This is a genomic window from Trinickia diaoshuihuensis, assembly GCF_003390925.1.
Lineage (GTDB): Bacteria > Pseudomonadota > Gammaproteobacteria > Burkholderiales > Burkholderiaceae > Trinickia > Trinickia diaoshuihuensis.
Map to the genome: position 1 here is coordinate 1 of NZ_QUBS01000069.1, position 14631 is coordinate 14631.

A 14631-nucleotide genomic window follows, 5' to 3' on the forward strand; every position below is an offset into this window, starting at 1 on the left:
ACTGATGGAGCATGTGGCCAAGGGCGATCAGCACAAGATCCTCGAAGAGTGCACGCTGCCGCTCACGGGCGTGGGCGTGGTCAATCGAATCATCACCGACCTGGGCGTCATCGACGTCACGCCGGCGGGTCTCACGGTAATGGAACTTGCGCCCGGTGTCAGTGCACGAGAAATAGCTGCAAAAACGAGCGCACCGCTCGATCTCCACGCAGTCGCATAGCGCATTGGACAGCGCGCGATAGTCGCGCGAGAAGCCTTTGTCTACGTTAATTCGTAGTCCTAAATTCATTGTGTCGCGTCGATAAAACAGCGGGTACGACGTGTTCGGAACAGCGTGTAGTCAATTGAGAGAGGCATCATGAACCAAGAGCAAAATTGGAAGTTCAAGCCTTATACGAGACATACGATCACCCAAGCGCCGCAGTGGAGCCTGCTGGCCGCCGAGCAACAGGAGGCCGTCGATGTCGTTTCGCGCGTCTTGCCATTCCGGGTGAATCCTTACGTTCTGGCCGAACTTATCGACTGGGACAACATCCCCGATGATCCGATTTACCGGCTCACGTTCCCGCATCGCGACATGCTGCGAGACGATGAATACTCAGCGATTCGCGATCTCGTTCGTAACGGGGCGGACGAGGCTCAGATCGATTCGGTCGTGCGCCGCATCCGGATGCGAATGAATCCGCATCCCGCGGGACAGTTGACGCACAACGTGCCCTACTTGAACGGGGCGCCGCTCAATGGGTTGCAGCACAAGTATCGCGAGACGGTGCTGTTTTTTCCCAGTGCGGGCCAATCGTGCCACGCCTATTGCACGTTCTGCTTTCGATGGCCGCAATTCGTCGGCATGGATGAATTGAAATTCGATGCGCGCACGTCTGAAGAACTCGTCGCCTATTTGCGGTTGCATCCTGAGGTGACGGATATCCTCGTCACAGGCGGCGACCCGCTCGTAATGAATGCGCGCTCGCTCGCCGAGTATCTCGAGCCGCTGCTCAAGCCCGAGTTCGGCCATATCCAGAACATTCGCATCGGCACGAAATCGGTCGCCTACTGGCCGCACCGTTTCGTCAGCGACAAGGACGCCGACGATCTGCTGCGCGTTTTCGAACGCGTCGTGGCATCGGGCCGAAACCTGGCGGTCATGGGCCATTACAACCATCCGCGCGAACTGCAGCATCCGATCGCGCAGAAGGCGGCACGGCGCATCGTCGCGACGGGCGCGAGCCTGCGCATCCAGGCTCCGCTGATTCGTCACATCAACGAAGATCCGGCCGGCTGGTCGGAGCTGTGGACGACGGGCGTGCGACTCGGCGCGATTCCGTACTACATGTTCGTCGAGCGCGATACGGGCCCGAGCGACTACTTCAAGCTGCCGCTCGCGCGCGCCTACGAAATTTTCCAGGCCGCATACCGGACCGTCTCGGGCCTCGCGCGGACCGTACGCGGGCCGTCAATGAGCGCGTTTCCGGGCAAGGTCATGGTCGATGGCATCGTCGAGCTGGCCGGCGAAAAAGTGTTCGCGCTGCAACTGCTGCAAGGGCGCAACCCCGATTGGGTGCGGCGCCCGTTCTATGCGAAGTTCGATCCGAACGCGACCTGGTACGACGAGCTCGTGCCCGCGTTCGGCGAAAAGCAGTTCTTTTTCGAAAAAGAACTCGCCGAAATGGGCGCGGGCCACGAAACGCCGCTACACGTCATTCCGGTGACGCACTCGATGGAGGCGGTCAAATGAACGGCTATTTCGATGCGCAGGGCTCCGTCTACGAGGTGTACGCGCTGCGCTACGCCACTCATTGCGATCGGCGCAGCGGCGAGAACTATCTTGGCGACGACCCGCACGACGACATCGCGATGCCGCTGGACTTTTACTGCTGGGTGCTGCGCGGAGCGGGACGCATCGTGCTTGTCGATACCGGGTGCGATGCCGCCACAGCGCAACGGCGCGAGCGGCGCTATCTGCATTCGCCGATCTCGCTGCTGCGTGAACTCGGCATCGATCCTGCCGACGTCCAAGATTTGATCGTCACTCACATGCATTACGACCACGCCGGCAACCTGTCCGCGTTTTCGAACGCCACGATTCATATCCAAGAGGCCGAAATGCAGTATTGCACCGGCCGCTGCATGTGCCACGCGGCCATGCGCAAGCCGTTCGAGACGCTCGACGTATGCGCGGCGATCGAACGACTGCATGCGGGGCGGGTGCAATTCGCGAACGGAGACCGGCAGATCGCGCCTGGCATCGATGTTCACTTGATCGGCGGGCATACCGCCGGATTGCAGGTCGTGCGGGTCCAAACCGCGCGAGGTCAAGTGGTTCTGGCGAGCGATGCCGCCCACTACTGGGACCATGTGCGATCGAAGCGTCCCTTTCCGATCGTTCAAGACGTGCCGCGCATGCTCGACGGCCATCGCGCGATCGAAGCGCTGGCCGATGGGCCCGACCACATCATCCCCGGGCACGATCCGGCTGTTCGCTTGCGTTTTCCGCGCTGGCGCGGTCATCCGGACATTACCGCGTTGCATTTGCCGCCTGTCGCCGCGACGAGCGCAGTTGGGTACGCCGCGACCCCCGCTCTCGCTCTCTAAACAGAGGGGATCAATGAAAGAGACAATCTCGATTGCAATCGTGGGCATGGGCCCGCGCGGCTTGACGGTGCTCGAACGTCTCGTCGAACACGCGCCGCTCATAGCGGAAGGCGTCGAGCTGGCCATTACCGTGTTCGATACGGGGGAATGCGGCCAAGGCGTGCATCGCGCCCAACAGCCCGATCATCTGCTGATCAATACGGTTGCCTCCCAAGTTACGATGTTCGCGCCCGTGGGCGTGATGCACGATAGCGGCGCTCGCTCGCTCGTGCAATGGGCCCACGAAGCGGGTTATCGTTTCGTCGGCGGACGGTTCATCAAGGCGGACGGTCTAACCGGCCGCGCTATCAATACCGCCGATCACTTGCCGCGCAGCTTACTCGGCGAATACCTGTCATGGGTGTATCGAAAGGTCGTTGCAGCTTTACCGCACAATGTCACGATTACCCATCGCCGCGCCACCGCCATCGATCTGGCGCCGGTGCCGAACGGGTATGAAGTACGCGTCCAGGGCGGCGCGCCGACTTTCGCGCACTACGCGATCCTGACGACGGGGCACGGCAACCGCAAGCCGACGCAAAGCGATGCGCAGTTCGCGGAGTTCGTCCGCCGGCATCGCACGCATAACGCGGACTTGAACTATTTCTCGAGTCCCTACCCCATTGAAAATCTCGACAGCATCGCGCCGACGGCCACGATCGCGGTGCAGGGCTTCGGACTGACCGCGCACGACGTGGTCTCGGCGCTGACCTTGGGTCGCGGCGGACGGTTCGTCGAGCGAGACGGAGCGCTCGCTTACGTTCGGTCCGGACTCGAGCCGACCCTCTTGCTGGTCTCGCGCAATTGCCTGCCGTTTGCCGCCCGCGGCATCAACCAGAAGGGACTGACGGGCCGGCACGAAGCGCGGTTTTTTACCCCGTCCGCCGTTGCGGATGTGCGTGCGGCGACGTTCGCGCGCACGGGCGACTATCGCATTGACTTCCGCGCGGACGTGTTGCCGCTAATCATCAAGGAGATGGCGTACGCTTATCGGCTTGCCTCCACCGATGGACTCATCGCACCGGAAACGTTCAAGCCGACGCAGGACGAGCTAGAAGCGATTCGGCGCATTCTTTGGCCGCTCGAGGGGCAGTCGTTCGCCTCGTTCGATGCGTTCCGCGGCTTCTTCCTCGAGCTCGTACGCGACGATCTATGCCACGCGCTGCTCGGCAACGTGACGAGCCCCGTCAAAGCGGCCACCGATGTTCTGCGCGACACCCGGGAAGCGCTGCGTTCGGCGGTCGAGTTCGGCGGATTGACGCCCGATTCGCATCGATATTTCGTCGACGAATTCAATGCGATCACCAATAGGGTTTCGTTCGGCCCGCCGCTGCGCCGCAACCAGGAATGGCTCGCGCTGCATGCCGCCGGCGTGCTCGATCTGGGGGGCGGACCGGGCGCGAAGGTGACGGCCGACGAGTCCACCGGGCATTTCTGCATCGCCACGCAGTTCGGCGAGCGCACCGAGCGTCGATACGCCGATGTACTCATCGCGGCACGGTTGGATCCGTATTCACCGGTGTCCGACGGGTCGCCGCTGTCCGCCGCGTTGCTCGATCGCGGCCTCGTGCGGCCGTACCGGAATGGCGACTATCACCCGGGCGGTATCGACATCGACCCTGGCTTGCATCCGCTGGATCGCAAGGGAGAGGCGCAACCGCGTCTTTGGGCGATCGGGTTTCCCGTGGAAGGGGCGCACTTCTACACGCATGCGCTGCCCCGGCCGGGCATCGCGTCGCGGCAAACGCGCGACGCCGATGTCTGCGTGCGCGCATTGCTCGAAAGCATCGCGGCACACGCCGCCTCGACGGCGAGGGCGGATACCGACACGGACGCGGACCGCGATATGGCGACGGCTTTCGAGGGAGACCCGGCATGATCGTGCTGCACGACTTCCATCGTTCATCGGCGTCTTTCCGCATTCGCATCGCATTGAAGCTGAAAGGGATCGACTACCGGGCGGTCGTTCACGATCTCGACGCCGGTGCGCATCGTTCGCCGCAATACCTCGAGATCAATCGACAGGGACTGTTGCCGGCCCTCGAGATCGGCGAGCAGGTACTGACGCAGTCGGCCGCGATCCTCGAACACCTCGACGCAACCTATCCCGATCCGCCGCTGCTGCCGAATACGACACGCGGCCGGGCGCGGGTGCGCGCATTGTTTCAGATGATCGCTTCCGATACGCACCCACTCACTGGGATGCGTGTCGCGCGCTATTTGAAGGGCTCGCTCGGCTGCGACGATGCGACGGTGGGCCGCTGGAAGCGGCATTGGATAACGGAGACGTTCACCGTGCTGGAGACCATGCTGGCGGCGGATCCTGCCACGGGGCAGTTTTGCCACGGCGATCGGCCCTCGCTCGCCGACATAGCGCTCGTGCCGCAGGTCGTATCGGCGCGCGCCGCGGGTGTTGCGCTCGAACCGTTCCCGTCCATCTCGCGGATTTTTGAGCGCTGCATGCACATTGAAGCGTTCCGCAGCGCTCATCCTGATTCATGTGCAATCCCAACCCACGCTTAAGCAATAAGGAGTGAATATGCAGACGATCGAAGGGGACCTCCTCCCATTCTCGGAATATCTTGAGTTGACGTCGAAGCCGCCGGCGGATCCCGTGGTCTGGAAATGGCAGGCGATCGAATCGATGAAAGAAAATCGGTCGCCCAACCCGCAGGGGACGCTGGCGCTGTCCGGCGGAGAAGTCGACGCACATGGGACCGTAGCTCCGGGCCTCTCGCTCGTCATTCAAGTCCTGCGGCCGGGCGACCAGACCGAACCGCATCGCCATTCGTTTTGGCACCTGTACATCGTGCGCTCAGGGACCGGCCATATCGCATTTGGCGAGGCGGGGTCGCCCGAGCGGATCGAAGAGGGCGATACGGTATTCGTGCCGGCCTGGTGCCACCACGCAATCGGCAATCGAGACGGGGAGGAACCGCTCGTGGTGTACCGCTTGCAGAATCTGCCGCAGAACGCGAGTTCGGGCAACCTCATGCGCGAAATCGACGGAAAGCCGCAGTTGATCTACGCCAGCACAGGATCCGCGATCCATCGTTGACGTCGATTCTCGTTGTCGATTTTCTACTCGCTCGACGATCGCGGCTCGTCTCGTCACAGCGCACGCCGCGCTCGTCCTATCCAACCGAGGTGTGAGTTGACCTACATATTCGAGAAAGACCGCATCTACCGGATGCCGACGCACTTCGGTCCGGCACCGGGACCGAGGCAACTACCCGACGAAATCGCCGCCGATCCGCACGCGCACCCGAAGCGATTGACCGTCTCCGCATCGTTTTTGACGGATGCCGAGAAGCTCGAGCGCCATTTGCCCGCCGGTTTCTCGCTAGTCGGTGAACCTGTCGTGACCATCGACTTCCATTACTTGACGCAGATCGACTGGCTCGCCGGGCGCGGCTACACGATGGTGCACGTCAGTTGGCCGGCGCGATTCGAGGGCAAGGAGGACGCGGCCACGGGCAAGTTTCTCGCCGCGGTGTGGGAGAACCTTGCCGACCCGATCATCACGGGGCGCGACGAGATCGGCCATCCGAAGCTCTACGCCGAGGTGCCCCCGCCTCGATGCTTCGGCGCGGAGCATATCTGTGAAGCCTCGTGGATGGGGTTTCGCTTTCTGGAAATCGGCGTGTCGAGCGACGAAGATGCGGCCTCAGAGGTTGCGCCGTCACCGCAGAGCGCGAGGTCGGACGGCACCTTGATGCTCAAGTACACGCCACGCACGGGCGACTGGGGGCAAGCGGAACTATGCCAGGTCACGCTTACGCCGTTGCACGATCCTTACGTGAAAGTCGAACGCCGCCACGCCGGCCGCGCACGTTTGCGCTTCAACGCATGTACGTGGTCCGACTTGCCCACGATGGCGCACGTGGTCAATGCGTTGGCCGCGCTGCCTATCGTTGAAATGCGGGGCGGAGCCGTCGTGCATGCGCACGGCGGCAAGCCGTATCGCGACCAGCGCGTACTGCGCTAGGGAGCCGCCCTTCGTTGCCTGAATACGTCCATTTTTCTAAACCGGCCCGCCGATCTTCATGGCGGCGGGCAAATCCTCATAGGTGCAGATATGCCACGGGCTTTCAAACTTCAATTCGATGTGACGTACCGCGATCAAGACCCGGCCGGTCACGTGAGTGCGACGGTGTACTACGTATACATGCTCAACGCGTACATGGCCTACGCCCATGAACTGCTAGACGTGCCGCTTGATCGAGGCATTCCGCAGATCATGCTGAAGACGTCCTGTGAATATGTGCGCCCAGCCAAATGGGGCGAGACGCTTCAGGTAAGCGCGCTGATTACGCGTCTCGGGACGAAGAGCTTCGACATCGACTACGTCATTTCGCTGGCCGGTAACGAGAAGGACGTAATTGCACGCGGTGCCTCGACGCACGTCGCATACGACTACGAGACCGAACGAACCGTCCCGCTTTCGGACGCGTTCCGCGCTCGCGTGCAGCAATATCAGGCGGAAGGCGCATCGCAGGAGATCTTCGAAGCGGCATGATGAGTATGCGGGACGTGTTGGCGTGACGTCCGGGCTTTGCCCGGACGCATTTTCGGGCTCGGAGCCAGGAGGGACGCATGTCTACCGTCGTTTCGTCGCAGGATGTCGGCCGTGCGTCGGCGCTGTATCGCCGGCTGGATCGACGTCTGCTTTCGTTTCTGCTCGTTTGTTATTTGTTCGCTTGCCTCGACCGGCTCAACGTTGGCCTCGCGAAGCTCCAGATGCAAGCCGATCTCGGCTTTTCCGACGCGCAATACGGGCTCGGCGCGGGAATCTTCTTCATCGGTTATGCGTTGTTCGAGGTGCCGTCGAATTTGCTCTTGCCTCGAACCGGCGCACGCAAGGCAATCAGCCGAATTCTGGTTCTTTGGGGGCTCACGTCGGCGGCCATGGCGACGGTGCACGACGTTCGTTCGTTCTATTTGCTGCGACTGCTTCTGGGTGTATTCGAAGCGGGTTTCACGCCGGGCATTTTGTTTTACCTGACCTACTGGTATCCGCCATCGAGAATGGCCAATGCGATTGCCGCGGTGATGATCGGCGGTCCCCTGGCCGGAGTCGTGGGCGGGCCGGTTTCGATGTGGATCATGACGGCTTGCTCGGGTGCGTTGGGGTTGTCGGGCTGGCAATGGATGTTCGTCATCGAGGGCCTGCCGTGCGTCGTGCTCGGCTTGGCGGCGCGGGTGCTCCTGTCAGATCGCCCGGAGACGGCGAACTGGCTCTCGCCCGATGAGCGTCGTGAATTGACGATGGCGACCGCACCTGCGCGGACGAGACATCACGCATTCCCGGCAATCATGAAGGACTCGCGCATCTATCTGATGGCGGCTGCCTATTTCTGCCTTATTTGCGGCATTTACCTCATCAATTTTTGGCTGCCTGGTTTTCTGCAAGCGGGCGGCGTGTCGGACCCGACGCGCTTGGGCTTTTATTCCACAATTCCGTTCATTGCGGCGACGATCGGGATGATCGCGATCGGCCGGTATTCCGATCGGCGCAACGAACGGCGCTGGTTTAGCGCCATACCGGCACTCGTTAGCGCGATTTCGCTGGCGGGAGTCGTTGCTACAGGCGGCTGGTTTAACCTCTCTCTCGCATGCATTACGATCGCGACGGCCGCGATGTGGATGTCCTATACCGTGTTCTGGGCCATTCCACCGGCACATTTCAGAGGACCGTCGGCCGCGGGAGGCATCGCGTTGATCAACACGATCGGCGTGCTGGGCGGCTTCCTGAGCCCCGCGGTCATCGGTTGGTTGCGAACCGAAACGGGAAGTTTTCGTGGAAGTTTATTGCTGATGGTTGCCGTCATGGCTGCCGGCTCGATTTTGCTCGCCATCATCCCCCGTCCGTCCGTTCGATCGGGCGAGTAATTCCGGTCGTGGGTTGACTTTTTAAATCGTTTGGCTCCATTCACTATTAAACATGTCTTCCATGCGGTGCGTCGTATGCTGTAATATTGCAAAATGGTTACGGCGCTAGCATGCAATCGCATGATATTGACCAGGGGAGCTCGGTCGATATTTTTCCGGTAATGCGCTACCAAAAATAGTTGGTGAGTGGGCGCATTTTTTGTGCCGATAGTTAAAATCTGTTTTTAGAAACGTGGCGAACCTATGGATTTATTGGCTGCCATGCGCATTTTCGTGCGTGTCGTCGAGCGAGGCAACTTGTCGCGGGCAGCGAAAGACCTCGGGCTCGGCCAGCCAGCCGTTAGCGACCGCATCGAGCGGCTCGAACGACACCTTGGCGTGCGCTTGTTACTGCGGAGTACGCGAGCCGTTTCGTGTACCGATGAAGGATCGCTCTTTTATCAAAAGAGCAAGGTCGTCTTGGATGCGGCTGACGAGGCGCGCGCCGTAGTGACGCTGGGCAATAAGGTGGTGCGCGGCCGAATCCGGATTGCGGCGCCGCACGGGCTCGGCGAAGTGGTGCTTCCTGAAATCATCGCCACGATTCGGGAGCATAACCCGCAGTTGCATATCGATCTCGTTTTGAACGATGAGATTACCGATCCCGTGACCGAGGGCGTGGATATTTCCTTGAGGCTGGGGCAAATCGGAGACGGGAATTTCGTGGCGCGACGGTTGGGCTACGTGCGGCGCGTGCTGGTTGCATCGCCCGAGTACATCGAAAAGCACGGGCTGCCCGAGGAGCCTACAGATATCGTCGGGCACTCGTTCATCCGGGTGACCGGGTTGTTCAACGATGGTCAGTTGCGGCTTGTCAACCGGACGAAATCGGTGAGGCCCACGCCGGTCAATATCGTCATCAGTACGAGCCATTGGCGGCCGGTGTACGAATTGCTGCTTAGCGGCGCCGGGATCGGCGTGCTCCAAGAGCCGGTGTGCACCGAGGCGCTCAAAACGGGGCGGCTGGTTCGGCTGCTGCCCGGCTACACCGTGCCGGGCTTCGACCTGCATGCGTTGCTACCGTTGGTGCGGCCCGTACCGTCCAAGACGCAAATCGTCGTAAAGATCCTCGAGGAGTATTTACCGAAGGCGATCGGGACGGCTGGAGGCGACGGCGTCTTGATACCTGAAACGACAACGAACTAGTCCGGTTTTCCATATCGACGGGCAGGGTAATTTCCTTCAATACCGGCGAGGCACTGCGCTGTACCTTCGGAACCCATGATCTTCCGACATGCGAACCGAGGGCACTAGATGAGCGACGTACTTTCAATGGGCGCATTCGCGCTCGCTTCTTCGATCTCGCCCGGTCCCGTCAACATCGTCGCGCTCGGTGCCGGTGCGCAGTATGGGCTGCGGGCAGGGATGCGGCATGTAACCGGCGCGACCGTCGGTTTTACGTTGCTGCTCTTGTTGAGCGGATTGGGCCTGCACGCATTCCTCGCGCGCTGGCCGACTTTCACCAAAGCGATTCAATGGGCCGGTGTGTTGTTTCTCTTATACATGGCCTATAAGCTGGCAGCCGATGGCGGCCAGCTTCGAACCGAGCGGATGACGAAAGGGCCCTCGTTGACCACGGGCGCCGCCATGCAATGGCTCAATCCAAAAGCGTGGGTAGCCTCGCTTGCCGGTATGGGCGCCTACGCGACAAACGGCGACAATGGGCTGATCGTGCAGTTCGCCGTCATCTATTTCGTGATTTGTTATGCATCGATTGCCTGCTGGGCGTACGCTGGATCGCAGTTGCAACGCCATTTCCGGGACCCCAAGCGTGTGCGGTTCTTCAACCGCTCGATGGCGTTATTGCTCGTGGGAAGCGCCATTTACTTGATTCGGGCTTAACCGCCCGCCGGCCATCCGGTGCGTTAGCCACGATACTGACGAGGCGTCGCGGCCGTGAATTGACGGAACACGCGTTGCAGGTGAGCTTGATCGGCAAACCCGGCTTCTAGGGCAACGTCGGCAATCGCACGTCCGCGCTTTAGTTGAGCCCGGCTGTATTCGATACGGCAATTGACGAGATAGGCGTGAGGCGTCATCCCATATCGCTCCTTGAACGCGCGAATGAGATATGACGCGGAGAGATCGGTGGCCGCGCAGATCTCTTCAAGCTTCAGCGAGCGCATGAAGTTAGCCCGAATGTAATCGGCCGCTCTCGTTAGTTTCGGATTCGGTGTCTCGACCGGGGTAACGTGCGTCTCGCCCAGCTTCAGTTGAATGTCGGAAAAGAACCCCTGCGCCGCGCTCGCTTTAACGAGCGTATCGGCCTGCTCGTCCATCAGGATCGTGGACAGGCGATTCAGGCCCGCGTAGACATCGGGGCGAGTCGTCAAACGAACGGGAAACGGTCGAAACGCTTGGCGATGGGTAGGGGCCAACCGATGCTGGATCTGTGCCAACCAATGTGTGTCGACGTACAGCATGATGTACGACCACGGTTGATCGTCGATAGGATTGCAGGCGTGCACATCTTCCGGGTTGATTAGGACGACGGTACCCGCGCTCGTGCGCTCGCGCGCCGTGCCGTTGATATAGATGCTTTGGCCCACGGTGATGGCGCCGATCGAAAAGAAGTCGTGCGCGTGCCGTGCATAGCAAACCTTGCGGCCGTCCTCGACGCAGCGAACCTCGATGAACGGCAATCGTTCGTCGCGCCAGAACGTATGCCCGGATGCGGGCTTCGATGCAACGGTCGCGAGGGCCATGGAGGTCTCCCATCTCTTTAGCTCAACGTCGAACATGATAAAGACGTCGCGAGAATTTTGGGTGAAAACCTCGTGCGAGTTGGGCGGTCGCGCGACGTCGAAGGTATATGGATCCGCTATTGAAGCGCAAGCCCTGGGGTATCCGCGACCGCTTCGGCCAGATAGTTCATCACCGCGCGCACGAGGCTCGAGCGTTTCAAATCTCGATGCGTCACGAGCCAAATATCGCGTGAGAATGCGCTCCCTCCCGACTCGAGTTTGACCAGACCCCCATGTGCATCGCCCAGAAAGCACGGCAAGCCCGCGACGCCCGCGCCGGTGTAGGCCGCGATCAAATGGCTGCTGATGTCGCTCAACTCGCACGCGACCGGCCGCCCGTTCGCAACGCCGAGCAGCCAGTGTTGCTGAGGCATGTCTGCGAATTGTTCGTCGTAGACGATGAAACGCCAGTGCTCGGGCGTGGCGAGCGCCACGTAATCGCGGCTCGCATATAAGGCGAAGGGCATGCGGCCGATCCTGCGCGCGACGTTACTGGCCTCGGTGGGCCGCGCTTGACGCAGCGCGATATCGGCCTCGCCCCGATTGAGCGAGACTTGACGGGCTTGCGACATGACCGAGAGTTGGATATTGGGGTGTAACGCCCGGAAGGCGGCCATCCTCGGCGCAAGAAAGTGCGAAGTCAGTACAGGGGAAGCGCTGATCTTGACCCGGCCGTGCTGCATCGTTTGTTGCGCGTGGCTTTCGCGGTCGATCGCAAACGCGGCGCCTTCCATCGACTTGACCTGCTCGAACACGCGCAGTCCCGCGGCCGTTAGCCGGCAAGCGCGCGGCAGCCGTTCCACCAGCGGCATCTGCAGTTCGATTTCCAACGCCGCGATACGGCGGCTGACGGTGGCGTGATCGACCTTCAATGCTCGAGCCGCACCCGATAACGTACCCGCGCGGCCCAACGCCAAAAAATAACGAAGATTTTCCCAATCGGCCATCTGTGCATTTTTTCATAGATGATGTGCGATCTTACCGAATTTACGCACGGAGGGCCGTCCCCCACTATCGCGGCTATCTGGATTCTTCGAATGAGGCGATATGAACGGGCGATCTGTTTCGCCGCGGGGTACGTTGCTGGCTGCGGCATTGGGCTTTGTCGTCGTACTGCTCGATGTGAGCGTCGTCAACGTGGCGCTCGATGCGCTGCTGCGGCGCTTCGATATCGATGTGGTGGATCTGCAATGGGTGATCAATGCCTATACCTTGGTTTTCGCCGCATTGCTTTTAACAAGCGGGGCGTTGGGCGATCGTTTCGGACCGCGCCGCGTATTTCTTTGCGGGCTGGTCTTGTTCACCGTGGCCTCCATCGGCTGCGGTGCCGCTCGACAATTCGGAATATTGGTGGCCGCGCGATTGCTGCAAGGCGTGGGCGCGGCGCTATTGGTGCCCAATTCGTTGACGATGTTGCAACGGGCGTTCCCTGATCCCGAGCGGCGCAGCCGCGCGGTCGGCTGGTGGGGCGCCTTCGGAGGGATGTCTTTGGCGGCTGGCCCTGTCGTGGGAGGCGCGTTGGTGACGCATTTCGGCTGGCGCAGCATCTTTTTGATCAACGTGCCGATCGGGCTCATCTGCATGAGCTTGACATTGCGGTATGTGCAAGACGATGGCATAGGCCATCAGCGAAGCCTCGATTGGCTCGGCCAATTCGCCGCGATAGCTTCGCTCGCCACGGTCACGGCGACACTGGCGGGGGTAGCCAGAGTGGGTTGGGATAATGCGTGGATTTTCGCTGGCTGGGCGTTTACCGCGACGCTTATTGCCGCATTTATCGCGGTCGAGATGCGTGCCCGCTCGCCGATGTTGCCGCTCAGCCTGTTCGGTGCACCGGGTTTTGCCGTTGCCTCCATTTGCGGCGTTATCGTGAACTTCGCGTACTACGGGTTGGTTTTTGTCTTCAGCCTGTACTTCCAACTTCAGCAGCATTTCTCGCCGCAGTTGACCGGCTTTGCATTTCTGCCGATGACCGTCGTACTCGCGCTCGTCAATATCCTGGCCGGACGCCTCGTGACGCGAATGGGTGCGCGCGGGCTCATGACGTTCGGACTGATCGCGGCGTCGCTTGGTTATCTGCTGCTGCTGCCCGTGCAGGCCGCTGGCGCATATGGCTGGCTGATCTTTCCGATGTTGCTGGCGGCGAGCGGGATTGCGCTGATCGTGCCGACGTTGATCAATGTCACGTTATCGTCGGTGGAGCCGACGCGTGTGGGCATCGCTTCCGGCGTACTCAATGCGGCGCGCCAGGTAGGCGGCTTGCTCGGCGTGGCCGTATTCGGCTATCTCGTGCGCGATACGAGCACGCGCGCCTTTATGGCCGGTATGCATGTTTCGATTGCGATGGCCGTCGCGGTGCTTTTGATCGGCGCTGCATTGTGCCGGTGGCGGCTCGGTGGCGGGCGGCCTACGTGCGAAGGTGCGCAGCGAGCGCCGATCGTTATCGATTGAGGGACGATCGACTAGGGGGCAGCGGTGCCTCGTTGCCCATGACGTCATTCCCGTCGCTTCGAGCGGCCCGATCGCCCCATTTCGGCTTGCGGTACTCGGTAATAGATTGAATTCAGTTTTCCGCGCGGACCAATCCGTTCAGCGGTTCGCCCCAACCTAACCGAGGTGATTACGATGATCGCACTGCCCCAGGCGGAATATGCCACCGCGCTTTATTCGCTATATACGAGTGCTTACAAGCCGAATCCGAGCGGTCCGGGTAACTTCATGTCGCTGGTGCTGCAGACGGTCGCCGGTCTGACGCAGAAATATCCGGCCACGAACAAGCCGACGGGCGACGATATAGCATCCACGAGCGTCACGAGCCCAGCGGGTACGACGGCTGCGAATTTACAGACGTTCTTGAACGGTAGCGGCACGCCGTCGACGAACGTGATTATGCTCGGAGAAACGCATGGAAACGCGGCCGACACCGCACGCGGCAATGCCGCGATCGCGGCGATCTCCGCGGCGGCACCGGCGTTGAGCGTGAATATGGTCGTCTTCGAGCGTGGGATGTCCGGTACCTATGCGGCGCCGACGGCTGCCGGCGTCAACGTGGTGAGAGAAGAGAACCTCACGCAGCCGAACGCGAATCCGAACTTTTGGCAAGGGCTCTCGGTTGCGCAACGATCGATTGCCGTGGCGGGGTATCTTGCGGCATGCGTCGCCGCCGGTGCGCAAAACACGAAGAACAGCATTCTGTTGCTGTTCGGCGCGAACCATAACGACATCCTCTCGGCCTTCGAACAAGCCGTGCGGCAGAGCGGCTCTTACTACGTATTGAAGCAGGCCCGGCACTATAACTTCGTGCAATCGAATGCGTGAGTAGGAC

General features: G+C 61.0%; 15 protein-coding genes. 13 read left to right on the top strand and 2 right to left on the bottom strand.

The features are described from left to right. The 11 genes from DXT59_RS13755 to DXT59_RS13805 all read left to right on the top strand — a co-directional run. The coding region (locus DXT59_RS13755) for a CoA-transferase (protein ID WP_338065172.1) at positions 1-220 on the top strand (220 nt) is incomplete at its 5' end. Between the two features lie 138 nt (positions 221-358). Beyond that, positions 359-1735 carry a KamA family radical SAM protein gene (locus tag DXT59_RS13760; protein ID WP_116137453.1) on the top strand — a complete coding sequence of 459 codons (1377 nt, stop codon included), beginning with the start codon at positions 359-361 and terminating at the stop codon, positions 1733-1735. Further along, positions 1732-2592, top strand: a complete 861-nt coding sequence (locus tag DXT59_RS13765) for an N-acyl homoserine lactonase family protein (RefSeq protein ID WP_116137454.1) — start codon at positions 1732-1734, stop codon at positions 2590-2592. Before DXT59_RS13760 ends, DXT59_RS13765 begins: the two co-directional genes overlap by 4 nt. 13 nt (positions 2593-2605) lie before the next feature. Beyond that, on the top strand, positions 2606-4510 hold the full coding sequence (locus DXT59_RS13770; RefSeq protein WP_116137455.1) for an FAD/NAD(P)-binding protein: 1905 nt from the start codon (positions 2606-2608) through the stop codon (positions 4508-4510). Next, complete coding sequence (gene maiA, locus DXT59_RS13775) at positions 4507-5154, top strand: maleylacetoacetate isomerase (protein ID WP_116137456.1); 648 nt, start codon at positions 4507-4509, stop codon at positions 5152-5154. Before DXT59_RS13770 ends, maiA begins: the two co-directional genes overlap by 4 nt. Before the next feature lie 16 nt (positions 5155-5170). Continuing rightward, positions 5171-5689, top strand: a complete 519-nt coding sequence (locus DXT59_RS13780) for a cupin domain-containing protein (protein ID WP_116137457.1) — start codon at positions 5171-5173, stop codon at positions 5687-5689. Positions 5690-5785: 96 nt separating this feature from the next. Then, positions 5786-6619, top strand: a complete 834-nt coding sequence (locus tag DXT59_RS13785; protein ID WP_162878069.1) for an acetoacetate decarboxylase family protein — start codon at positions 5786-5788, stop codon at positions 6617-6619. 90 nt (positions 6620-6709) lie between these two features. Next, complete coding sequence (locus DXT59_RS13790) at positions 6710-7150, top strand: acyl-CoA thioesterase (protein ID WP_116137459.1); 441 nt, start codon at positions 6710-6712, stop codon at positions 7148-7150. Positions 7151-7227: 77 nt separating this feature from the next. Next, positions 7228-8523, top strand: coding sequence for an MFS transporter (locus DXT59_RS13795; protein WP_116137460.1), 1296 nt, complete (start codon positions 7228-7230; stop codon positions 8521-8523). 243 nt (positions 8524-8766) lie between these two features. Beyond that, entirely contained in the window at positions 8767-9708 is a 942-nt protein-coding gene (locus DXT59_RS13800; protein WP_116137461.1) for a LysR family transcriptional regulator, read from the top strand. 108 nt (positions 9709-9816) lie between these two features. Further along, positions 9817-10404: a LysE family translocator gene (locus DXT59_RS13805; RefSeq protein ID WP_116137462.1), complete on the top strand. Its 588-nt coding sequence runs from the start codon at positions 9817-9819 to the stop codon at positions 10402-10404. A gap of 23 nt (positions 10405-10427) precedes the next feature. On the opposite strand, the gene DXT59_RS13810 is transcribed toward DXT59_RS13805, so the two are convergent. Next, the gene (locus DXT59_RS13810; protein WP_116137463.1) at positions 10428-11267 is read right to left on the bottom strand and encodes an AraC family transcriptional regulator; all 840 of its coding nucleotides are present in this window, start codon (positions 11265-11267) and stop codon (positions 10428-10430) included. A 116-nt stretch (positions 11268-11383) separates the two neighbouring features. Further along, a complete protein-coding gene (locus DXT59_RS13815) occupies positions 11384-12253 on the bottom strand; it encodes a LysR family transcriptional regulator (RefSeq protein WP_116137464.1) in 870 nt (289 codons plus the stop codon). A 100-nt stretch (positions 12254-12353) separates the two neighbouring features. Here DXT59_RS13815 and DXT59_RS13820 point away from each other — a divergent pair, with 100 nt between their 5' ends. Next, a complete protein-coding gene (locus tag DXT59_RS13820; RefSeq protein ID WP_116137465.1) occupies positions 12354-13757 on the top strand; it encodes an MFS transporter in 1404 nt (467 codons plus the stop codon). 174 nt (positions 13758-13931) lie between these two features. Then, positions 13932-14624 (top strand): hypothetical protein, encoded by a 693-nt coding sequence (locus DXT59_RS13825; protein WP_116137466.1) that lies wholly within the window; start codon positions 13932-13934, stop codon positions 14622-14624. Positions 14625-14631 lie beyond the last annotated feature (7 nt).